Source organism: Persicobacter psychrovividus, from assembly GCF_036492425.1.
In the GTDB taxonomy this organism is placed as follows: Bacteria; Bacteroidota; Bacteroidia; order Cytophagales; family Cyclobacteriaceae; genus Persicobacter; species Persicobacter psychrovividus.
The window spans coordinates 353,820-376,711 of the sequence record NZ_AP025292.1 but is presented as its reverse complement, the minus strand read 5'-3'; the positions used below and the strand labels follow the sequence as shown (position 1 = coordinate 376,711).

Sequence of the window (22,892 nt, the reverse complement as noted above, 5' to 3'; positions counted from 1 at the left end):
CCAGTGGGGTGCGCTATTTTTTTAATCTATGGAGGCGACATTTTTGGGTTTCTGATGGGAGCGTTTCCAGCGTCGGTGGGTCCACATCCACAACTCAGGCTGTGCCTTTATATCTTGCTCCAAACGGCGGGTATGGCGTTTGGAAATCTCTAAATCACTGACCGTATTTGGCTCCTCGACAAGCAGTTCAAAATCCACCTCATAAAATCCTCGCTTGGGTCTCCTTACTACAAAATACACCACGGGATAGTCGAATTTTTGCGCCAGCTGGGCAGTCCCCTGGTACACAGGAGTATCCTGATTCAAGAATTTTATCCAATGTGCATGTCGCAATAAAAGAGGCGTCTGATCTGCCAAAAATACCACTGCGGTTGTTCTGTCGCGGTTGGCCAACATCGACCGCGGCGTATCTCTGGCTTCCACCAGCTCGGTCCCAAAGCGGGATCGGATATCGAAAAGCAATTGATCAAAAATTTCGTTATGCAATTTCTTGTAGATACAAACCAGCGGGTGCTTGGCTTCGATATTCACTCGTGCGCCACCGAGTTCCCAGTTGCCATAATGCCCCATTACGACCACGATACTTTTTCCCTGATCGTACAGTTGTTGTATCTGGTCCAAATTTTTCACTTTGACCCGTTCCCGTAATACCGATTCGGTTACAGAGATTTTCTTGATGGCCTCAAATATTGAGTCGATCAAATACCGATAATGATCTCTGGCGATTTTTTTGCGTTCCCGCTCAGATTTCTCAGGAAAAGAGCGCGACAAGTTCATCAGAACGACTTTCTTGCGATAAGGAAAGAGGTAATACACCAAGACGAATACAAAATCAGAAATAGTGTATAATACTCGCCAAGGTAATTTGGAGACCAAATAAAACAGGGGGTAAATACAATATCTATATAGAATCTGTTGCATGCTTGGCGATTTTCCTAAGGACGAAAATCGTAATTTTTTGATAATTAATAAATTTTTTTGCCTTTGTTTACCAAAATTAATGAAGTTACTGAGCCTATTTTGGCTATAAAGACCGATTTTTTTACCTTTGCGCATGGAAAATATTTATCATCGAAATAAGTCTTTAGCACACCACCGTGCCCCCATCACTCATTGCCGTTCAAAATACATCTCATATGTTATTGGACGTTAGCGTTCTGGTAGCTTATTCCTTCAAATCCCTTTTATTTTCTCCTTCCCCAATTTTAATAATATCATGACGCACCAAGGCAAAGCATTTATCTTTTCCGCGCCTTCTGGATCTGGCAAAACAACAATTGTTCATCACCTGTTAAATCAACGCAGGGATCTTGCATTCTCTATTTCAGCGACTACCCGCGCACAAAGAGGACAAGAGGTGGATGGCCAGGATTACTACTTTCTGAAAATGGATGATTTCTGTTCCAGAAAAGATCGGGATGAATTTGTAGAGTGGGAAGAAGTTTACCCAGGCTGTTGCTACGGCACACTGAAAGCTGAGGTGGAGCGCATTTGGGCGGAAGGCAAGCATGTGGTTTTCGATGTTGATGTTAAAGGGGGAGTCAGTTTAAAAAAATACTTTCAGGAGCGTGCCCTGGCCGTTTTTGTCCGTATTCCAAATCTGGAAACACTCGAAGCCCGACTTCGCGGCCGTGGTACTGATGATGAAACGGCGATCAAAAAACGATTGGCCAAAGCGGAATATGAACTGGGTTTTGAGCCTGACTTCGATGTAACGATCATTAATGACCGCCTTGATGAAGCACTTAAAGCTTCAGAAAAAACGATAGAAAATTTTATTAGAAAATAATCCCACCACCACCGTCAAACGCTTGAAAACATGATCCCCACAAAGAAGAAAGTAGGATTGTTTTTCGGTTCCTTCAACCCGATTCATATAGGGCATCTTATTATTGCCAACAGTATGGTGGAACTTGCCGAACTTGACCAGGTTTGGCTGGTGGTTTCTCCGCAAAATCCTTTTAAAAAGAAAAGTACACTGGCGCACGAGTTTGATCGTTATGATCTTGTCGATATGGCGATCAAAGACAACTTTAAACTGCAGGTAACAGACGTAGAGTTTAGAATGCCTAAACCGAGTTACACCATAGATACGCTGATTTACCTTTCAGAAAAACACCCCTCTTATGAATTTCAGGTGATTGTTGGTCAAGACAACCTGTCGCATTTTCATAAATGGAAAAACCATGAAGTGATTTTAGAAGATTATGGATTGGTGGTTTATCCGCGTCCTGAGGCTAAAAAATCAAGGTTTGATGACCACCCAAAAGTGCGCATGGTGCATGCACCGATGGTGGATATTTCCGCAACATTTATTCGCCAATGCCTGAAGGAAGAGCGATCGATCAAATACATTGTACCTGATGAGGTTATTAATATGATTAAACTTCGAAAATTATTCGGAGCATAAAATCAAAGCCCGAAACTGATCGACAGTTTCGGGCTTTGTTATTTTTAGGCTAAGAGGGGCTTAAAACTACCTTACGGCGGTCTCTTTTGGAGGTACAGCATCCAAAACGCGCCTCATAAAACCATTGTAGTCAAAATCATTGGAAATCCCCAAACGCACCACCACCAAATCGTGAGAAGGCACCACATAAACCCGCTGCCCCTGGAAGCCATCGCAATAATAAATATCCTCTGGGCAATCAGGCAATTCTTCCTTGCTCAGGTTCAGCCACCATTGTGCGCCGTATTTTCCATCAGCGCCTTTGGCCTCTTGGCGGGTAAAAGAAACCCACCCTTCGGGCAAAATCCGTTGCCCGTTAAAAACGCCATCGTTAAGGTAAAGCAAGCCGAAGCGTGTCCAGTCGCGGGCGGTAGCAAAAGCATAAGAGGAGCCCACAATAGTACCAGAAACATCAGGCTCCAGCACCATACTCTTCATACCGCAAGGCTCAAATAATCGCTTATTGGCAAACTCGTAATAAGCCTGCTGGTCACCGATGGTTTCTTTAATAATACTGGACAAAATGTTGGTTGTTCCTGAGGAGTAATACCACACCGAATCTGGTGGGTAAACGAGCTTTTGGGCACTGGCATAATCCCCCATATCGGCAGTCATGTAGAGCATTTTCGTCGCCAGGGAAATATCACTATAATCTTCTACCCACTTCAGCCCACTATTCATTTGCAGCAAGTTACGCAACGCAATGCGCTTACGCATGTCTCCTTGCCATGCTTTGACAGGCGCTGGATCCTCTATTTTCAGCTTTCCATCGCCAACCAAAATTCCCACCAAGGCGGAGGTAATACTTTTGGTCATTGACCAACCCAATTGGGGGGTATTTTCATTAAAACCATCACCGTAGGCTTCCATCAGAATTTCATTATGCCGACTGACAATAATTGCACGGGTTTTCAATTCTGGTACCATCGCCTCCTGCACAGCCATGGTAAGTTGCGGACTCGGAATACCGCTTCGGACATTCAAATCACCCAAAGGCCACGGTTCATTCGCTTCATCGAAACTGGTACGCATGGTGGGCTTTTTTTCTGGAGGCCCTTGCCCGTCAATCAACAAAGTACAGCCAGTTCCTTTATGGTAAACAGCGGTTTGGGCGCCAAAGCCCAATACGGTACTGGTGACCGTCTTTTGCTCGTAATCGACTGTCGGTGTCGCAAAGCGAATCAAGGAGAAATCAAGATCCTGATCAGTGACCGATTCAGGTAACCGATCAGCCACAAAAACACAGGAGCAGGTCATTTTTGAGGCATAACCGTTGATAATTGGCAATCGGGCATTTCCATACCATAAGCCAAAGCCCACTAATAAAATTACAGTGGAGATAAAAATCATTCTTCTGTTCATAACAGAGGTTAAGTTTGTTGGGAGTTTACCCTCCTAATTTAAAAACATCTGAGCGATCAAGAATAAAAGAGACGAACTTTTTCGATAATTATATTGCAATCTGTTTTTCAAAATGCCGAAGTTCTATTGAAAGTTGATTCACCTTCAGGTAATGGTCAGCAACCCGCGATACCTGCCGTATTTTTTCCTGATATTTTAATTTGGTATGAAAGGTCATCCACTCCATCACCAATATGGTCTGAATCCCACTCCATTTCTCTGGATTGATGACGCGTGATGTTTCCTGAAAATTTCGCCCATTGGGGCTTCCGAAGGTCTGTAATAGGCCAGGGGTCAGATCAGCATTGGCCAATAACTGTACTTTGGCCAAATAGCCATCGAGAAAATATAATGTTAACTGATGACAATCAGCCTTATTCAGCTTTATCAGATGACGTGGCGAGATCATCACCTGTACCCGATCATTATAAAAGAAACCGTGGTCATCGAACAATGTCAGATCAAGTTCATCCTTGAGGCTGCCGAGCTGGTAGGCATCTATTCCATTTAAAATATCAATATTATGCAAATCCTGAATACCCAACGGCAGCGTTGCCTGCTTCATGTCCAACACCAAAGGGTCGTGAACTTCAAAATCCTGATTAACAATGGGGACAGTCCTGTTTTTCGGAATGGGCGCATCGCAACTGTTCAATAATAGAAATACCAGGAAGTTCAGGCAGTAAAAAGACCAAATAGGAGAGGTGGGGGAAAGCGTCATCGCAATATAGGTTTAGGTGGGGGGTAATATTATCAACTAAACTCCTATTTAAATGTTTGAAAAATCATATTATAGTATTTGATATTCCCATAACAGAATCGCTTCCCTCCTCCTCAGCCCGTGAATTGTCTGATTAATCACTTGATCGTTGGGGAAACTAATCCCCTTTGCTTAATTTGGAGCAAACAGAATAACAAATGCAGAGTAACACCCCAATAAAAGTTACAATCCTTACTGGATTTTTAGGCGCTGGAAAGACAACACTTGTCAATCAACTCATTCATGATAATCCAGCAACCCGATTTGCCATTATTGAAAATGAGTTTGGCAAATCCGCCATTGATCAGGAATTGATCACTGAAGAAAATGCTGGAATTTTTGAGTTGGCCAATGGCTGTATTTGTTGTAATCTGAATGCTGACCTGGCAAAAATTCTGACAGAACTGATCACCAGTTCCTATGAATTCGACCACCTGCTGATAGAAACCACGGGAATTGCTGACCCTTTGGCCGTAGCGGCTACCTTTATGTTTGACCCACATTATGCGGGCATCTTCAAACTCGATGGTATCATCGCACTTGCCGATGCCCTGCATCTGGAGGAGATGATGGAAAAGGAAGCGATCACCAATCAGCAGCTTGCTGCCGCTCATATTGTCCTGCTGAATAAAACAGACCTTGTCAGTGCTGATGACCTTCAGCGAATCGAAGCGAAAATTCAGTCGGTAACACCTTTCATCAAAATCATTCCATGTCAGCAGGCCAAAGTTGAAAACGAGTTACTTTTCAACCTTCGGGGTAAAGACTATCAAGTGGTGGAACAGCAAAGCAAGATCCCGGCCACTACTCACCAACACGGTAAAATACAAAGTATTACCTGGGAATCCGACCAAGCCATAGACCTCCATAAACTGGAAGCATGGCTAACGATGACCCTTCAGTTACAGCCAAACATTTACCGCCTGAAAGGTATTTTGTACGCATTAGAGTACAACAATAAAATTATCATTCAATCCGTGGGTCAGCAATTTTATTTCACTCAAGGCAGTGAATGGCAGCATGACTCCACAACCAACAAGGTGGTTATCATTGGTAATCAGCTCAATAAATCGATTATCTTTCAGGGCTTAGACGGCTGCCTGGCTTAGTTTAAATCTACAAATAGTAATAAATATGAAAAACCAACTGCTTAACTGGTCGCTTGCCTTAGCAGCGGCAGGGCTCATGACGGCCTGTGGTACCAAAGAAGGTACAAACACTCCTGCAACAACACCTGCAAAAAGCGCCATCACTCAAAAGGTTCAACAATATGACCATTTTAAATTGACGACCGATTTAAGTCAATTGAGTGCCAAACAAAAGGAATTGTTGCCTTTATTGATTAAGGCCGCTAAAATCATGGACAACATCTTTTGGAAAGAAGCCTATGGCGATAAAGCAGCCCTACTTTCTAAATTATCTGGCCCTGAAAAAGCGTATGCGGAAATCAATTATGGCCCTTGGGATCGTTTGGATGCCAACAAACCATTTATTGACGGCGTGGGTGCCAAGCCAAAAGGTGCCAACTACTATCCAGCAGATATTACAAAAGAAGAATTTGAGGCCGCAAAAGTGGCGCATAAAAACAGCTTGTACACGGTGATCCGCAGAAATGAGGAGGGCAAATTGCAGGCAATCCCTTATCACCAGTTCTTTGCCAAAGAGATCAATGAAGCTGCTGACCTTTTGGATCAGGCTGCTAAGCTCGCAGAAAATAAGGGGCTAAAAAACTACTTGACCCTGAGAGCTGAAGCCTTACGTACGGATGAATATTTTAAATCTGACATGGCCTGGATGGACATGAAAGATAATATGATTGATGTGGTTATTGGACCAATCGAATCCTATGAAGATAAACTTTACGGTAACAAGGCCTCGCATGAAGCTTATGTTTTAGTAAAGGACATGGCCTGGAGTAAAAAACTCGCCAAATTCACGTCTTTCCTTCCTGAATTACAGCGCAACCTTCCTGTGGAAGCCAAATACAAAAAGGAAACGCCAGGGACTGATTCAGACTTGAATGCTTACGATGTCCTGTATTATGCAGGAGATTGTAATGCCGCCTCCAAAACCATTGCGATCAATCTGCCAAACGATGAGAAAGTACAATTACAAAAAGGTACCCGTCGTTTGCAGTTGAAAAATGCCATGCGTGCCAAATTTGATAAAATCATGCAGCCTATCGCAAATACCTTAATTGCCAAAGATCAGCGTCAGCATGTTACTTTCAATGCCTTTTTCGCCAATACCATGTTCCATGAAGTGGCGCACGGCTTGGGGATCAAAAATACCATCAATAATAAAGGTACAGTAAGAGAAGCGCTTAAAGAGCATGCTTCGGCTTTAGAAGAAGGAAAGGCGGATATCCTTGGGGTGTACATGATCAACCAACTGGTGAACAAAGGAGAACTTGATGGTGAAATGAAAGATTACTATACCACCTTCCTGGCGGGAATCTTCCGTTCGGTACGTTTTGGTGCAGCATCTGCGCACGGTGTAGCGAACATGATCCGCTTTAATTATTTCAAATCCTACGGTGCATTCAACAAAGATCCAGAAACTGGGCTTTACCGTGTGAACTATGAAAAGATGGCTGAGGCGGTCAATTCGTTGTCAGAAAAAATCCTGACCTTACAAGGAAATGGTGATTATGCTGGCGTAGCAGATTTAGTGGATAAAATGGGCAAAATTGGACCTGCACTTCAAAAAGACCTGGACAAGCTTGCCGATCAGAATATTCCTAAGGATGTAGTTTTTGATCAAGGAATCGAAGCATTAGGGCTTTAATAACTGAAAACTTTAAAAGGTCGGAGATGTAATATTTCTGACCTTTTTTAATTTAAATTAGTCCCCCATTCAACACGCTGAAACACATTCGTCGTGTAACTCAATAAAACCTATAAACAAACAACAGCAATGAATTTAGATTTTTTAAAAGCACTCGGACTGGCTGATCATAATCAAGGGATTGCCATTGGTGGAAATTGGTCAGATGGCGCAGGAAAAACCATTTCATCTCATTCACCTGCCGATGGTCGGTGCATTGGAACTGTAAACCTGGCGACCGAAGCTGATTACCATAAAGTAATCGAAGCCGCTCAAAAAGACTTCAGCGCATGGAGAAATATGCCTGCCCCAAAAAGAGGGGAGATTGTCCGACAGATTGGTGAAGCTTTCCGAAAGCATAAAGATGATTTAGGCGCCTTAGTTTCCTATGAAATGGGAAAGTCACTTCAGGAAGGCCTGGGGGAAGTACAGGAAATGATTGATATTGCAGATTTCGCGGTCGGGCTTTCAAGACAGTTACATGGCTTAACCATGCACTCTGAACGCCCATCACACCGAATGTATGAACAGTGGCACCCTTTGGGCGTTGTAGGCATCATTTCTGCCTTTAATTTCCCTGTGGCAGTATGGTCGTGGAATGCCTTTTTAGCCTGGGTATGTGGAGATGTTTGTATCTGGAAGCCTTCAGAAAAAACACCGTTATCAGCAATTGCCTGTCAGAAGATTGCTGCTGAAGTCTTTGAAGCCAATCAGGTGCCTGCAGGTGTCAGCGGATTGATAATCGGAGATGCAGAAATCGGTAAATTAATGGCGGCTGATCAGCGTATACCTTTGGTTTCGGCAACGGGCTCAAGTCGAATGGGTAAATCCGTAGGAGCTGCCGTAGGAGCTCGTTTAGGCAAAAGTTTGCTCGAACTTGGCGGAAACAATGCAATGATCATCTCTCCGAATGCCGACCTGAACATTGCGATCGTAGGGGCACTTTTTGGTGCTGTTGGAACCTGTGGCCAAAGATGTACCAGTACCCGAAGATTGATTGTGCACGAGTCGATGCTTGAGGAAGTAAAGGCTAAACTGTCGAGTGCATATGGACAACTGAAAATTGGCAACCCACTGGATGAAAGTAATCATGTTGGTCCGTTAATCGATCAGGATGCGGTAAACACCTACCTCAAAGCTATTCAGCAGGCAAAAGAAGAAGGTGCTGAAGTGATTATTGACGGCAAGGTGCTTGAAGGTGACCAATACAGTTCGGGCTGTTATGTGCAACCTGCGGTATTTTTGGTACAAAATGATTACAAAATCGTGCAACAGGAAACTTTTGCCCCTATTTTGTATCTAATTTCGTACAGTACTTTAGAAGAAGCGATCCATATTCAGAATGATGTACCACAAGGGCTAAGCTCTGCCATCATGACCCTCAATATGCGGGAAGCTGAACAATTCCTGTCTGTCAATGGCTCAGATTGTGGTATCGCCAACGTAAACATTGGGACTTCAGGCGCAGAAATTGGTGGGGCTTTCGGTGGTGAAAAAGAAACTGGCGGTGGCCGTGAATCAGGCTCTGATGCCTGGAAGGTTTATATGCGACGCCAAACGAACACCATAAATTATGGTTCGGATTTACCTCTTGCACAGGGAATTAAATTTGATCTCTAAATGTAATAAGCATTTAAAAATTGAATCATATATATGAGTAAAAATGGTTTAATTAAAGACAGTAATTAATTCCTCCAAATTTAATCCAATTTTATGAGTTCCATCAATCCTAAATACTCAGCGGTCATGCTCATTGATGACAATGAGATCGATAATCTGATCAATCAAAAAATGATTGAAGCCGCAGATATTACGGAAAGAATTTACACCCACACAGGAGCCAAAAGTGCTATTGAGTTTTTAAGAAACATCGAAAAAATGGAAGGTGTTGCTGCCACCGTGCTGCCGAAGGTCATCTTTCTTGATATTGACATGCCCCTCATGGATGGGTTTCAGTTTTTAGATGAGTTCGATCGGCTTTCCGATCTTACAAGAAGTACATGTAAAATCGTCATGCTGACTTCTTCTATTAACCCTCAGGATGTTAACAAATCGAAAAAATACGAATACGTAAAGCAGTATATTAACAAACCGCTTTCAAAAGATAATCTCGCAAAATTAGATATTTAATGCGAATTCCGTTTTTTATTAAAAGAAAAGCCCGTGATTCTGAATCACGGGCTTTCTTATTGCTTATTTTTTAGGCTTATTTTGCAGCAGCAAACAATTTAGAAACCTCTTCCCAGTTGATCACATTGAAGAAACCTTCAATATAATCAGGACGACGGTTCTGATAGTTCAAATAGTAAGCGTGCTCCCATACGTCCAATGCCAAGATTGGCGTACCTTTTTCTTCTACAACATCCATCACTGGGTTGTCTTGGTTAGCTGTTGAAGTAACCGCCAATTTTCCATCAGCTTTTACGATCAACCATGCCCAACCTGAACCGAAACGAGTTGCAGCAGCATTAGCGAATTCTTTTTTGAATGCATCAAATGAGCCAAAAGCAGCATCAATTGCAGCAGCCAAGTCCGAAGAAGGCTGTCCACCATTTGCACTCATCACTGACCAAAACAAAGAGTGGTTAAAGTGACCACCACCGTTATTTCTTACAGCAGCACCAATTGAGCCTACATTCTTCATCAAATCTTCCAAAGATTTATCGGCATGCTCAGTTCCTTCAATGGCAGCGTTCAATTTTGCTACATAAGCAGCATGATGCTTGTCATGATGGATTTCCATAGTGCGTGCATCGATATGTGGTTCTAATGCAGCAGGTGCGTACGGTAAAGCTGGTAATTCGAAAGCCATGATTATTGTATTTAAGGTTTAATTCAAAATGGTGTTGATTAATTGTATTTTGAAGATAATTTTTTTCTTCAATAAGTCCTAAGGTATGATCAACAATTCCGCTTATGACTTGTAATACAATCCAAATGTACGACGGTAAGTTTTACAAATCCAATTAATAAATTAGATATAAGTATTGATGGAATTGATTGCACCTGAAACACTGAGAGTTATAATTTAGCCACAACTGCTGTAAATGATTTATTTTCGTAAATTTTTAAAAAAATCATCAACTACCGCCTGACATTCCGCGGCCATTATTCCTCGGACTACTTCAATTTTTGAATGTAAAACATTGGGGGACAGGCGTTCAAACCCACGCTTTTCATCTCGGGCACCAAAAACCACCTTACTCAGCTGTGACCACGAGATGGCGCCGCCGCACATTGTACAGGGTTCGAGTGTCACGTACAGGGTACAATCTTTCAGGTATTTGCCTCCTATGGCATTTGCCGCTGCCGTGATGGCAAGCATTTCAGCATGGGCGGTAACGTCCATCAATCGCTCCGTTTGGTTATGAGCGCGGGCGATTATTCTATTTTTCCAAACCACAATGGCGCCTACGGGAATTTCACCTTCTTCTGCGGCCAATTCGGCCTCTTGCAGCGCTTGGCGCATATAGTAGGCGTCATCAAAAGGAGTAATCATATTATTTCAGTTTTAATGTGGAGAGTATAGTGGGGGCATCCTGCTGGTATTGGTTTTTCAGCCGTTGAGCACAGGTAAAATTATAGGTGAGCAACTCACCGTGGTAAATGGTATAGGCAATGTAGCTATATTTTTTCTGAGTGCCAGAGGTTAGCCCTTCGGAGCCTTTAGTAACAGCATCGAATTCAAAAATCATGAAAGGCACATCATCAATTCGCTCAATCGTTTCTTTTGTAAAGTTTACCGACTCACTCATTTCTGAAATAGCCCCTCGAAACAAGTCCTGAAGAACAGGGAAATCATTTCTGCCCCAACGGGTAGGTTTATGGCTGATCGAAAGATCTACGGCCTGCTGATAGTCTGTAAGGGCAATAAATACCGTAGAGCTGCCTGCGTATTTTCTGCTGACATCCTCAGGGCTCATGTTGCCATAATTAGCAGGGATCCGCATACTGATATCATCACTGACCTTTACTTTGTGCATCTTTTGGGCCCAAAGCAGCATGGGTATTAAACATAGGAAGGTTGAAAAAATGGCTCTTTTCATGATTGTTTTTTTTTTGGACAGCCTAAAAATAAAAAAGCCGACCATAATGGTCGGCTTTTTTCAAATATATTTTTTCGAGAATTAAAGCGTACGCTTCGTTTCTTGAATTTCAAATCCTTCAATAATATCACCAACTTTAATATCGTTGAATCCATTGATTGAGATACCACAGTCGTAACCTTTCTTCACTTCAGCAACATCGTCTTTGAAACGTTTCAAAGCACCGATAGCACCTGAGTAAATCACGATACCGTCTCTTACCAAACGAACATCGTTGTTACGTTTAAGAATTCCGTCAGTCACCATACAACCAGCAATTGTACCCACTTTAGAGATTTTAAAGGTCTCACGAACTTCAGCGTTACCTGTGATCACTTCTTTCTCTTCAGGAGCCAACATACCTTCCATCGCATCCTTCACCTCATTGATCGCATCATAGATGATCGAGTACAGACGGATATCGATTTCCTCGCCTTCGGCGATACGTCGTGCCTGAGCAGAAGGACGTACTTGGAAACCAATGATAATGGCATCAGAAGCTGAAGCTAACAATACATCAGATTCAGAAATCTGACCTACTGCCTTGTGAATAATATTCACCGCAACCTCTGGTGTCGACAGTTTCAATAAGGAATCAGACAATGCCTCTACAGAGCCATCCACATCACCCTTAACAATGATATTCAATTCCTGGAATGAACCGATAGCCAAACGACGACCAATCTCATCCAATGTAATATGTTTCTTCGTACGAACAGATTGCTCACGAGCCAATTGCTGACGTTTGTTGGCAATGTCACGAGCCTCACGGTCGGTTTCCATTACATTCAACTTGTCACCTGCCTGTGGTGCACCATCCAAACCTAACACCTGAACAGGTGTTGCTGGGCCAACAGCCTCCAATCGGTTACCACGGTGATCATACATGGCTTTTACTTTACCATAATGCTGACCAGCCAACATGATATCACCAATTTTCAACGTACCGTTTTCTACCAACATGGTCGCTACGTAACCACGTCCTTTATCCAAAGAGGCTTCCACTACTGTACCTGATGCTTCACGGTTAGCGTTGGCTTTCAATTCCAACATTTCCGCTTCCAGCAATACTTTTTCCAATAGTTCTTCCACGCCTTGGCCAGACTTGGCTGAAATTTCTTGACACTGATATTTACCACCCCAGTCTTCAACCAATACATTCAACTGAGAAAGTTCCTCACGAATCTTATCGGCATTAGCTGCTGGCTTATCAATTTTGTTAATCGCAATAACGATCGGCACACCCGCAACCTGTGCGTGGTTAATCGCCTCTTTCGTTTGTGGCATCACGGCATCATCAGCTGCAACCACAATAATCGCGATATCCGTTACTTTAGCACCACGCGCACGCATTGCTGTAAAGGCTTCGTGACCTGGTGTATCCAAGAAAGCAACACGCTTACCTGTACCTGTCATTACGTCATAAGCACCAATGTGCTGCGTAATACCACCGGCCTCAGAAGCAGTAACGTTAGCGCTACGGATATAATCCAGAAGGGATGTTTTACCGTGGTCAACGTGACCCATGATCGTTACGATCGGCGCTCTTTCATTCAGTTGTTCTTCAGTATCTTCTACAACAACAACCTCTGTTTCATCTTCAGCAGAAGAGAATTCCGCATCATAACCAAACTCATCAGCCAAAAGCGTAATTGCTTCTGCATCCAGGCGTTGGTTGATCGATACGAACATTCCCATGTTCATTGCCGTAGCAATTACTTCGTTTACCGAGACCTCCATCAAAGTCGCCAAATCGTTCGCAGAAACAAATTCTGTTACTTTTAGCTTCTTTGCGTCCAGTCTTTCTTGCTCCATTTCCGCCTCGAAAGCTTCAGAAGCACGGTTACGCTTATCTTTTCTATATTTAGAACGGTTAGCTGCATTAGCGTTTTTGTTACCGCCCGAAAGCTTCGCTAATGTTTGCTTGATTTGTTCCTGAATTTGCTTATCTGTAAGCTCCTCCTTCTTAACAACAGGCTTCTTGCCTCCGCGTCGGTTTTGCGCTGCGCCACCACGTCCGCGGTTGCCACCCGGGCCTCCACCTTGACGATTCTGACCGCCCGGTCCACGGTTCTGACCACCTGGGCCTCCGCCTTGGCGATTTTGACCACCAGGACCACGGTTCTGACCACCCTGACCAACAGGACGTTGACCGCCTTGTCCGCCTGTGCGGTTCTGAGTACCTTGACCACCTTGACCTTGCTGAACATTACCCTGTCCGTCTTTGGTGATACGTTTACGTTGTCTTTTCTTTCCGCGATTTTTATCGTCGGATGATGCGATCGGCTTTTTCTTAGGCTTACGTTCGAAAGAACTCAAATCAATCTTACCTACCACTTTAAGACCTTGAAGACGATCTGCCTGACCTGTAATCACCTTACCAGTCGGGGTCGTTTGCTCGCCATTGCCTTCTGTGGATTTCCCCTCAGAATTACCTTTAGCTTGAGATGCGTCCTGCACCGGAGAAGCTGAATCGGTTTTATCTATTTCCAAAACTTTATTTTCTGAAACCGGCTTTTCCGGTGTTACTGTATCTTTCTTATCTTTAGATTGATCAGGTGATGTTGGTTTCACTTCTTTTTTAGGAGCATCAACTTTAGTGGCATCAACACTTGTTGTTTTCTGCTCTTCGGAAGTTTTTTGATCCTTTTGATCAATATTTTTTGGTGTTGCTGGTTTTGACTTCTTGGCAGGCGCAGCTTCTTTCTTAGGAGCCGCTTTCTTTGCCGGCTTCTTGTTCACTGCGTCCAAATCAATTTTACCAACGACCTTCAACCCTTGCAGCTGTGAATCATCTTCAACTTTTGGAACTTCTGCTTTTGGAGTTGTAGGTTTTGTATCTTCTTTTTTAGGCTTCAGAGGTTGCTCGTCTGTCATGTTCTTGATCAGCACTTGCTTTTCCTCCTGAACTTGTTCTGCCTTCTTCACAGGTTCTTTTTTCTCAGCCTCTTTTGCCTGAGCCCCTGATCTATTTGAAGTACCGATCTTTAGTTCAGCAGCCTCTTCCTTATCTTGTGCGGAACCTTGAAATTCTTTCGCTACAAGATGATATTCTTCCTCAGATATTTTTGAGTTAGGATTACGTGCTACCTCAAACCCTTTTTTGCCTAAAAATTCGACCACAGAGTTAAGGCCCACATTTAATTTGGAGGCGACTTTACTTAATCGATGCTTTTTTTCTTCTGCCATATATTTACTGATGCCTGATGCTAATAAAAATGAGCTATCTTCTTTTGATAAGAAATCCCGAACAACAAATATACACTAAAAAGAGACAGGTTCGGGATTACCTGTCTCTTTATGCTTTATTTTTATTCAAACTCGTTGTGAATCACCTTCACAATTTCGGCGATGGTTTCTTCCTCAAGGTCTGTACGGCGAATCAATTCTTCCATTGATAAGTCAATAACACTCTTGGCGGTATCTAAACCAACTTTGTTCAACTCCTCGATGATCCACTCATCGATTTCATCTTTAAATTCAGTCAACAAGATATCTTCCTCTTCACCTTCTTCGATGTCGCGGAACACATCAATCTCGTAACCGACCAACTGCCCAGCAAGGCGGATGTTATACCCTCCTTTACCAATGGCCAATGAAACCTGATCTGGTTTCAAGAAAACTGAAACACGTGATTCCTCTTCATTGATCTCCGTACGCACAATTTTGGCGGGGCTCAATGAACGAGCGATATACAAATCTTTGTTCTCTGTATAGTTGATCACATCAATGTTCTCATTGCGCAACTCACGAACGATAGAATGGATACGAGATCCCTTCATTCCAACACAAGCACCAACAGGATCAATTCTGTCATCATAAGATTCTACAGCAACCTTGGCACGCTCACCTGGCTCACGAACGATGTTTTTGATCGAGATCAAACCGTCGTAAATCTCTGGCACCTCCTGTTCAAACAGGCGTTCCAAAAACTCTGGCGAGATACGCGAAACGATAATCTTAGGCGTACCATTGTTGGTATCTACCTTGGAGATAATCGCACGAACTGTATCACCTTTACGGAAACGATCTTTTGCGATCTGCTCCGATTTTGGCAGCGACAACTCATTGCCTTCGTGATCCTGAAGAATCACCTCTCTGCCCAATACCTGGTAAACTTCTGCCGTAACGACATCACCTACCAAGTCCTTATACTTTTGGTATAGGATATCTTTTTCCAAATCCTTAATACGCTGCATCAAAGTTTGGCGCGCTGTCATTACTGCACGGCGACCGAAATCTTCTAATCCAACGGATTCTGCTACCTGCTCTCCGATCTCGAAGTCAGGCTCAATTTTTCTTGCCTCTTCAAGGCTGATTTTATCATAATCCCAAATATCTTCAGAATTATCATCCACGATCTCGCGGTAACGCCAGATCTCTAAATCACCTTTTTCGGCATTGATGATAACTTCGAAGTTATCATCAAACTCAAATTTCTTGCGGATCATTGTACGGAATACATCCTCAAGAATGCGGATCATTGTAGGTCGATCTACATTTTTGGTTTTTGCAAAATCCGCAAAAGACTCGATTAAAGTCGAACTGTCCAACATATGCTTTCGGTCTCTTTAGCCTTTAATATAAACTAATACTGCACCGCGAGGGCTGACAGCAATATCTTAAAATACAACAACTATTAATGCCTCTTTGATTTTTTCAAAGGGAACATTTGTTTCTTCGTAGGAGATTTTCTTTTTCCCTTTCTCCTTAACTTCAGCCTTGAGAACGACATGGTCTTCCTCAACAGCGAGAATCTCCCCCTTCATCGGTTTTGATTCTCCCTCCAAAGTTACTTTAAGGGTTCTGCCAATATTCTTGACATATTGCCGATGCATCTGCAAGGGATAATCCAATCCTGGAGAAGACACTTCCAGCGTGTACTTCGAAGAAATCACTTCTTCCTCTTCAAGGACATACCCCACGTGGCGGCTCACCTCAGCACAGACATCAATATCCATACCACGATCACCGTCAAGCAGTACGCTAATCTTCATTGCTGAATCATAGCCACTTACAATCACATTGACAACAAAATACTGGTCGTCTTTCAGGGCTTCTTCTGCCAGCTTCCAGACGCGATCTTTTAACTCTTCTTGAAATGACATACCTGCATTTAAACAAAAGAGGGAGCGATGGGCCCCCTCAACCTTTTGATCCGACAAATATAGACATTTTTAATTTTTATAACAACATCTTATTTATTCATAGGGGGATATAAGCCAAAATCTTTTTATTGCGGCCTTGAATAGCAGTAAAAACGGCGAGACCAGAACGGTAAAATACAATAAATAAACACTAAAGGGCTATATTTGTAATTTTATACTTTACCCATTAAAATTATTGGAAAGAATGACTGAATCAGATCATGAATGTTTTAAATTTGCAATATGCTGAATGATTTAAAAGTCTATAACTCGCTCTCGGGCAAGAAGGAAATATTTGAGCCCCTGAACCCTCCGTTCGTAGGAATGTATGTTTGTGGCCCTACGGTTTACAGTGATGTCCATTTGGGTAATGTGCGCACTTTCATGTGCTTTGATGTGATCAACCGATATTTAAAATTTCGGGATTTCCGTGTGCGCTATGTTCGCAACATTACGGACGTTGGGCATTTGATTAATGATGCTGATGAAGGAGAAGATAAAATTGGGCGCATTGCCAAGCTTGAAAAAATTGAACCAATGCAAGTTGTTCAGCGCTATACTTCGGGCTTCCATCAGGTGATGTCATTGTTTAATATCCTACCACCCGACATTGAGCCATCAGCAACAGGGCATATTATTGAGCAAATTCAAATTATTCAGAAGATCATAGATGCCGGCTTTGCATATGAGTCTGAAGGGTCGATTTACTTTGACATTGCCAAATACAACGAGTCCAACAATTATGGTGAACTTTCAGGAAGAGTCATAGAAGACCTGCTTGAAACCACCCGAACACTGGATGGGCAAGAAGAAAAAAGAAGTAAAGCCGATTTTGCACTTTGGAAGAAAGCTTCTGAAGAGCACATCATGCGCTGGCCATCTCCATGGGGCGAGGGCTTCCCTGGCTGGCACCTTGAATGTACGGCAATGAGCACAAAATACCTTGGCGATCAGTTTGACATTCATGGCGGTGGACTGGACTTAAAATTCCCACATCACGAATGTGAAATTGCACAGGGAAAATCAGCGACAGGCAAAGACCCTGTAAAATACTGGTTGCACTCCAATATGCTGACGGTCAACGGCACGAAGATGAGTAAATCAAAAGGCAACAGCTTTTTACCTCATCAGCTGGTGTCTGGTAATCATGAGCTTCTGGAGAAAGGGTATTCTCCGATGACCGTTCGATTCTTCATGTTGCAGTCGCACTATTCAAGCCCATTGGACTTTTCCAATGACGCACTTAAAGCCGCTGAAAAAGGATACATCCGCCTGGCGAATGGTATGCGAACCCTTGGCAAGCTTTCTTATCAGCACGAAGAAGGGGTAGAGCCCAACGAAAAGCAGATCAAGCAGATCAATGGTATTTGTGACAATTGCTACCGTGCAATGAATGATGATTTCAATACTGCACAAACCATCGCTCACCTGTTTAACTTGTTGAAAAAAATCAACATGATCCATATTGGTCAGCTGAAATATGCCGAAATCGGTGAAGAAGTTTACAACCGTATGGTTGAAACATTCCAAGGTTTTGCTTTTGATGTTTTAGGACTACAAGAGGAACGCATTCAGGATGCCGACCCAATTATTGAGGTACTGCTTTCTCTTTACAAAGAGGCTAAAGATGCCAAGAACTATGACAAAGTAGATGAGATACGCTCCGCTTTGAAGGCACAGGGTATCGCCGTAAAAGATATGCGCACCCATATTGACTGGGCTTACGACGAAAAATAACAAACCCATTCAAGTAAAAAGGAGACAGCTGAATCAACTGTCTCCTTTTTTTATTTATTGCTCAAGCACATGCTTGAGGTACTGACCATAACCACTTTTCATCAGTGGTTCCGCCAGATCCATCAGCTGCGCCTTGCCGATAAATTGCATTCTATAGGCAATCTCCTCAATACAGCCAACCTTCAACCCTTGTCGTTCCTCAATAATCTGAACAAACTGCCCAGCCTGCGCTAAAGAAGCATGCGTCCCTGTATCCAGCCAAGCGGTACCACGATTCATCACACTTACCTTGAGCCTTCCCTGTTCAAGATATACTTTGTTTACATCCGTAATTTCCAATTCGCCACGGGGACTTGGCTCAATTTCCTTGGCTATTTTCACCACATCATTGTCGTAGAAATAAAGACCAGGAACAGCGTAGTTTGATTTCGGATGCTCAGGCTTCTCCTCGATTGATTTCGCGTTCATCTGCTCATCGAACTCAACAACGCCGTAACGCTCAGGATCCGTTACATGGTAAGCGTAAATCACCCCACCATCAGGGTCGGTATTGGCCTGCAACTGTTTGGCAAGTCCTGTTCCATAAAAAATATTATCACCAAGGATTAATGCCACTTTGTCATTACCAATGAATTCTTCCCCAATCAAGAAAGCCTGCGCTAATCCCTCTGGCTTTTCTTGCACTGCATAAGAGAACTCACAGCCTAAATTTTTGCCATCGCCCAAAAGCTGTTCAAAAAATGGCAAATCTCTCGGCGTGGAAATAATCAAAATCTCCCTGATCCCCGACATCATTAAAATGCTCAGCGGGTAGTAAATCATCGGCTTATCATAAACAGGCATCATTTGCTTGCTCATCGCCAAGGTCAACGGGTGGAGTCTCGTTCCTGAACCTCCAGCTAATATTATTCCTTTCATCGCTTATAAAAAATAAGAGGAGTGAAACACTCCTCAATATGGTTATTGTTCTTAATTTTAAACGGAATACTGATCCTCGTAATACTTCTGATAATCACCATTGGTGATGTTGTCCATCCATTCCTGATGTTCAAGATACCAGTCAATCGTTTTGGAAATTCCTTCTTCAAACTGCAAACTTGGCTCCCAGCCGAGCTCTTTCATGATTTTATTGGCGTCAATCGCATAACGTAAATCGTGGCCTGCACGGTCGGTAACGTAGGTGATCAGTTGTGCTGAAGAACCTTCCTCGCGACCAAGTTTCTGGTCCATCACTTTACAAACCACTTTGATCAAATCAATATTGGTCCATTCATTGAAACCACCAATATTATAAGTTTCTCCCAATTTACCTTTATGGAATACCACATCAATAGCCCGTGCATGATCAACGACATAAAGCCAATCACGAACGTTCTCTCCTTTACCATAAACAGGCAAAGGCTTATTGTTTCGGATATTATTGATAAACAGAGGAATCAGCTTTTCCGGAAATTGATTTGGCCCATAGTTATTGGAACAATTGGTCACTACCATAGGCAAGCCATAAGTATTATGGTAAGCCCTTACAAAGTGATCTGAAGACGCCTTAGAGGCTGAGTAAGGAGACTGTGGATCGTAAGACGTATCTTCGTAGAAGAAACCGCCATTATCCAAAGAACCGTACACTTCATCAGTACTAATATGGTAAAATAATTTACCTTCAAAGTTACCATCCCAAATCCGCTTCGCTTCATTGAGCAAATTCACCGTACCAATCACATTTGTCTGCACAAAGGCCAAAGGATCTTTGATCGACCGATCCACATGAGACTCTGCCGCCAAATGCAATACCCCATCAAATTGATATTGATCAAATAGTGCTGCTAAAAACGGCGCATCGCAAATATCACCTTTAACAAAGGTATAATTTGGGGCATCCTGAATATCTGTCAGGTTTTCCAAATTACCTGCATAGGTCAGTTTATCCAGATTAACAATATTATAATCTGCATACTTATTGACAAATAACCGAACGACGTGGGAGCCGATAAAACCCGCTCCCCCTGTGATTAAGATTGATTTCATAAAAAATTACTTCTTGATATAACCTTCAAAGCTATTGTGCTCCTTCTTGTGAAGGTCTTCCTGTGTAAGCGACTTAAAATACTCATAAGTAATTTTAAGACCTTCCGCACGCATAACCTGTGGTTCCCAATTTAAAATATCTTTCGCCAAAGAAATATCTGGACGGCGTTTTTTAGGGTCATCTGTTGGCAACTCTTTATAAATCACTTTTTGATTCGTGCCTGTCAGTTTGATAATCTCTTCCGCAAACTCACCGATGGTGATTTCATTTGGGTTTCCGATGTTTACTGGGTGGGCGTAATCAGAATGCAACAGTCGGTAGATACCTTCCACAAGATCATCCACATAACAGAAAGAACGGGTTTGTGAGCCATCACCAAAGACGGTCAAATCCTCTCCTCGAAGAGCCTGCCCAATAAAAGCGGGCAATACCCTTCCATCATTCAGGCGCATACGCGGACCATAAGTATTAAAAATACGAACAATACGTGTTTCAACACCATGATAGGTGTGATAAGCCATGGTCATAGCCTCCTGGAAGCGTTTTGCTTCATCATATACCCCTCGAGGACCTACTGGGTTTACATTCCCCCAGTACTCTTCTTTTTGTGGGTGAACATCTGGATCCCCATAAACTTCTGAGGTTGAAGCGATCAGCATACGTGCGCCTTTCGCTTTCGCCAATCCCAGCAGATTGTGCGTCCCCAGGGAACCCACTTTCAGCGTTTGAATTGGAATTTTAAGATAGTCAATAGGGGAGGCCGGAGAGGCAAAGTGCATGATGTAATCCAAGTTCCCTGAAACGTGAACAAAGTTGGAAACATCATGATTGTAGAACTCAAACTGCTTCAAAGGGAACAGGTGCTCGATGTTTTTCAAATCACCTGTAATGAGGTTATCCATTGCGACAACGGCATAACCTTCCTTTATAAATCGATCACACAGGTGCGAGCCTAAAAAACCTGCTGCACCTGTGATTAATACTCTTTTCATCGTAATTATACTTTTATTGCTTGTGCTTTTTTCACCTCTGCACGACCAACACTAATATAATCAAATCCTAAATCTGCCATAGCATCAAGGTCGTAAAGATTTCGTCCATCAAAGATAACGGAATTTTTCAATCCTTTCGCCAAAACATCAAAATCTGGGGTCCTGAATACAGGCCATTCTGTAAAAATCACCAATGCATCAGCATCGTCAGAAGCGGCATACTGATGAGGACTGTAAACCAACTTATCACCATATATTTCGCGCACATTTTCCATGGCCTCAGGGTCATAAACTTTTACCGTGGCACCTGCCTCCAAAAATTCATCAATATTATAAAGCGCTGGTGCTTCACGAATATCGTCCGTATTGGGTTTAAAGGCCAATCCCCAGACAGCAATTGTTTTCCCTCTCAATGAGCCACCAAAATATTCTATCAATTTAGGAAAGAGCTTGGTTTTTTGCCTGTGATTGACTTCCATTACCGAATTCAATAACTCGAAGTTATAATCATACTCTCGAGAGGATTTTGCCAAAGCCTGAACATCTTTCGGGAAGCAGGAACCACCATAACCAATACCAGCAAACAGAAAGCGGTTACCAATTCGGCTGTCAGTCCCAACGCCACGGCGTACCGCATCAACATCTGCCCCAACCAATTCACAAAGGTTGGCGATTTCATTCATAAAGGTAATCTTGGTTGCGAGAAAGGAATTAGCGGCATACTTGGTTAGTTCTGCCGATTTTTCATCCATGAAAATGACAGGATTCCCCTGGCGTACCAAAGGAGCGTAGAGTAACTCCATCACCTTTTGTGCTTTTGCGGACTGTGTCCCTACAACAACACGATCTGGCTTCATGAAATCATCCACGGCCACACCTTCACGTAAAAATTCCGGATTGGAAACCACATCGAAATCCACTTTTGCATTGGCCTGAATTTTCGCCCGCACTTTTTCAGCCGTTCCGACAGGCACGGTGCTTTTATCTACGATGACGGCATATTTCTCCAAAATCGGCCCCAAATCCTCAGCAACCTTTAAAATATACTGCAAATCAGCCGATCCGTCTTCCCCAGGAGGTGTTGGAAGTGCCAAGAAGATCACCTGAGCATCTTTTATGCCTTCAGCAAGCTCGGTGGTGAAATCCAATCGCCCTTGTTCAATATTTCTGTTGAATAACAAATCCAACCCAGGTTCAAAAATAGGCATCTGCTTGTTACGCATCTTTTCAATCTTCTGCACATCAATGTCGACACATGTAACGTGATTTCCAGTTTCGGCAAAACAGGTACCGGTTACCAAACCGACATATCCTGTTCCTACAACAGCTATTTTCATTAATATTGGGGGTTTTATTAAATAAAAGTCAGACAGAATAAAATAATTCGCCTAAGGTTAATTTTAGTAACTTGACTCAAAATAAGTTGTTTCGGTAAATGGCTTAATTATTGACGGAATAATCGGGGCTTA

The 22,892-nt window shown here is 42.8% G+C and carries 20 protein-coding genes; 7 read left to right on the top strand and 13 right to left on the bottom strand.

Annotated features, from left to right (window positions below; translation table 11 throughout):
• Positions 1 to 21: 21 nt before the first annotated feature.
• A complete protein-coding gene (locus tag AABK40_RS01630; RefSeq protein ID WP_338397470.1) occupies positions 22 to 921 on the bottom strand; it encodes a lysophospholipid acyltransferase family protein in 900 nt (299 codons plus the stop codon).
• Positions 922 to 1,216: 295 nt separating this feature from the next.
• On the opposite strand from AABK40_RS01630, the gene gmk reads away from it, so the two are divergent.
• Both gmk and nadD read left to right on the top strand, forming a co-directional pair.
• The gene (gene gmk / locus AABK40_RS01625) at positions 1,217 to 1,789 is read left to right on the top strand and encodes a guanylate kinase (protein ID WP_332919749.1); all 573 of its coding nucleotides are present in this window, start codon (positions 1,217 to 1,219) and stop codon (positions 1,787 to 1,789) included.
• A 30-nt stretch (positions 1,790 to 1,819) separates the two neighbouring features.
• Entirely contained in the window at positions 1,820 to 2,410 is a 591-nt protein-coding gene (gene nadD, locus AABK40_RS01620) for a nicotinate (nicotinamide) nucleotide adenylyltransferase (RefSeq protein ID WP_332919750.1), read from the top strand.
• A 66-nt stretch (positions 2,411 to 2,476) separates the two neighbouring features.
• Here the strand turns inward: nadD and AABK40_RS01615 are convergent, their stop codons facing one another.
• Entirely contained in the window at positions 2,477 to 3,811 is a 1,335-nt protein-coding gene (locus tag AABK40_RS01615) for a serine hydrolase domain-containing protein (protein ID WP_338397469.1), read from the bottom strand.
• A gap of 88 nt (positions 3,812 to 3,899) precedes the next feature.
• Complete coding sequence (locus tag AABK40_RS01610; RefSeq protein WP_338397468.1) at positions 3,900 to 4,571, bottom strand: hypothetical protein; 672 nt, start codon at positions 4,569 to 4,571, stop codon at positions 3,900 to 3,902.
• A 197-nt stretch (positions 4,572 to 4,768) separates the two neighbouring features.
• Here AABK40_RS01610 and AABK40_RS01605 point away from each other — a divergent pair, with 197 nt between their 5' ends.
• The 4 genes from AABK40_RS01605 (at position 4,769) to AABK40_RS01590 (ending at position 9,566) form a co-directional block, all read left to right on the top strand.
• Positions 4,769 to 5,719 carry a CobW family GTP-binding protein gene (locus AABK40_RS01605; RefSeq protein WP_338397467.1) on the top strand — a complete coding sequence of 317 codons (951 nt, stop codon included), beginning with the start codon at positions 4,769 to 4,771 and terminating at the stop codon, positions 5,717 to 5,719.
• A gap of 25 nt (positions 5,720 to 5,744) precedes the next feature.
• On the top strand, positions 5,745 to 7,397 hold the full coding sequence (locus AABK40_RS01600; protein WP_332919754.1) for a dipeptidyl-peptidase 3 family protein: 1,653 nt from the start codon (positions 5,745 to 5,747) through the stop codon (positions 7,395 to 7,397).
• 129 nt (positions 7,398 to 7,526) lie between these two features.
• On the top strand, positions 7,527 to 9,056 hold the full coding sequence (amaB, locus tag AABK40_RS01595; RefSeq protein WP_338397466.1) for an L-piperidine-6-carboxylate dehydrogenase: 1,530 nt from the start codon (positions 7,527 to 7,529) through the stop codon (positions 9,054 to 9,056).
• 93 nt (positions 9,057 to 9,149) lie between these two features.
• Positions 9,150 to 9,566, top strand: a complete 417-nt coding sequence (locus AABK40_RS01590; RefSeq protein WP_332919756.1) for a response regulator — start codon at positions 9,150 to 9,152, stop codon at positions 9,564 to 9,566.
• 76 nt (positions 9,567 to 9,642) lie between these two features.
• Here AABK40_RS01590 and AABK40_RS01585 read toward each other — a convergent pair whose 3' ends face one another.
• From AABK40_RS01585 to AABK40_RS01560, 6 genes are all read right to left on the bottom strand, one after another.
• Positions 9,643 to 10,248 (bottom strand): superoxide dismutase, encoded by a 606-nt coding sequence (locus AABK40_RS01585; protein WP_332919757.1) that lies wholly within the window; start codon positions 10,246 to 10,248, stop codon positions 9,643 to 9,645.
• Between the two features lie 240 nt (positions 10,249 to 10,488).
• Entirely contained in the window at positions 10,489 to 10,935 is a 447-nt protein-coding gene (locus tag AABK40_RS01580) for a nucleoside deaminase (RefSeq protein WP_338397465.1), read from the bottom strand.
• Position 10,936: 1 nt separating this feature from the next.
• A complete protein-coding gene (locus AABK40_RS01575) occupies positions 10,937 to 11,419 on the bottom strand; it encodes a hypothetical protein (protein ID WP_332919759.1) in 483 nt (160 codons plus the stop codon).
• 144 nt (positions 11,420 to 11,563) lie between these two features.
• The gene (infB, locus tag AABK40_RS01570; protein WP_338397464.1) at positions 11,564 to 14,710 is read right to left on the bottom strand and encodes a translation initiation factor IF-2; all 3,147 of its coding nucleotides are present in this window, start codon (positions 14,708 to 14,710) and stop codon (positions 11,564 to 11,566) included.
• Between the two features lie 122 nt (positions 14,711 to 14,832).
• On the bottom strand, positions 14,833 to 16,074 hold the full coding sequence (gene nusA / locus AABK40_RS01565; protein ID WP_332919886.1) for a transcription termination factor NusA: 1,242 nt from the start codon (positions 16,072 to 16,074) through the stop codon (positions 14,833 to 14,835).
• Positions 16,075 to 16,143: 69 nt separating this feature from the next.
• Positions 16,144 to 16,629 carry a ribosome maturation factor RimP gene (locus tag AABK40_RS01560; RefSeq protein ID WP_338397463.1) on the bottom strand — a complete coding sequence of 162 codons (486 nt, stop codon included), beginning with the start codon at positions 16,627 to 16,629 and terminating at the stop codon, positions 16,144 to 16,146.
• Between the two features lie 282 nt (positions 16,630 to 16,911).
• On the opposite strand from AABK40_RS01560, the gene cysS reads away from it, so the two are divergent.
• Positions 16,912 to 18,405, top strand: coding sequence for a cysteine--tRNA ligase (gene cysS, locus AABK40_RS01555; protein WP_332919762.1), 1,494 nt, complete (start codon positions 16,912 to 16,914; stop codon positions 18,403 to 18,405).
• Positions 18,406 to 18,459: 54 nt separating this feature from the next.
• Here cysS and rfbA read toward each other — a convergent pair whose 3' ends face one another.
• The 4 genes from rfbA to AABK40_RS01535 are packed head-to-tail and all read right to left on the bottom strand — an operon-like array spanning position 18,460 to position 22,760.
• A complete protein-coding gene (gene rfbA, locus AABK40_RS01550; protein ID WP_338397462.1) occupies positions 18,460 to 19,323 on the bottom strand; it encodes a glucose-1-phosphate thymidylyltransferase RfbA in 864 nt (287 codons plus the stop codon).
• A gap of 57 nt (positions 19,324 to 19,380) precedes the next feature.
• Positions 19,381 to 20,430 carry a dTDP-glucose 4,6-dehydratase gene (rfbB, locus tag AABK40_RS01545; protein WP_332919764.1) on the bottom strand — a complete coding sequence of 350 codons (1,050 nt, stop codon included), beginning with the start codon at positions 20,428 to 20,430 and terminating at the stop codon, positions 19,381 to 19,383.
• A gap of 6 nt (positions 20,431 to 20,436) precedes the next feature.
• Positions 20,437 to 21,423, bottom strand: a complete 987-nt coding sequence (locus AABK40_RS01540) for a UDP-glucuronic acid decarboxylase family protein (protein WP_338397461.1) — start codon at positions 21,421 to 21,423, stop codon at positions 20,437 to 20,439.
• 5 nt (positions 21,424 to 21,428) lie between these two features.
• Positions 21,429 to 22,760: a UDP-glucose dehydrogenase family protein gene (locus AABK40_RS01535; RefSeq protein ID WP_332919766.1), complete on the bottom strand. Its 1,332-nt coding sequence runs from the start codon at positions 22,758 to 22,760 to the stop codon at positions 21,429 to 21,431.
• Positions 22,761 to 22,892: the final 132 nt, after the last annotated feature.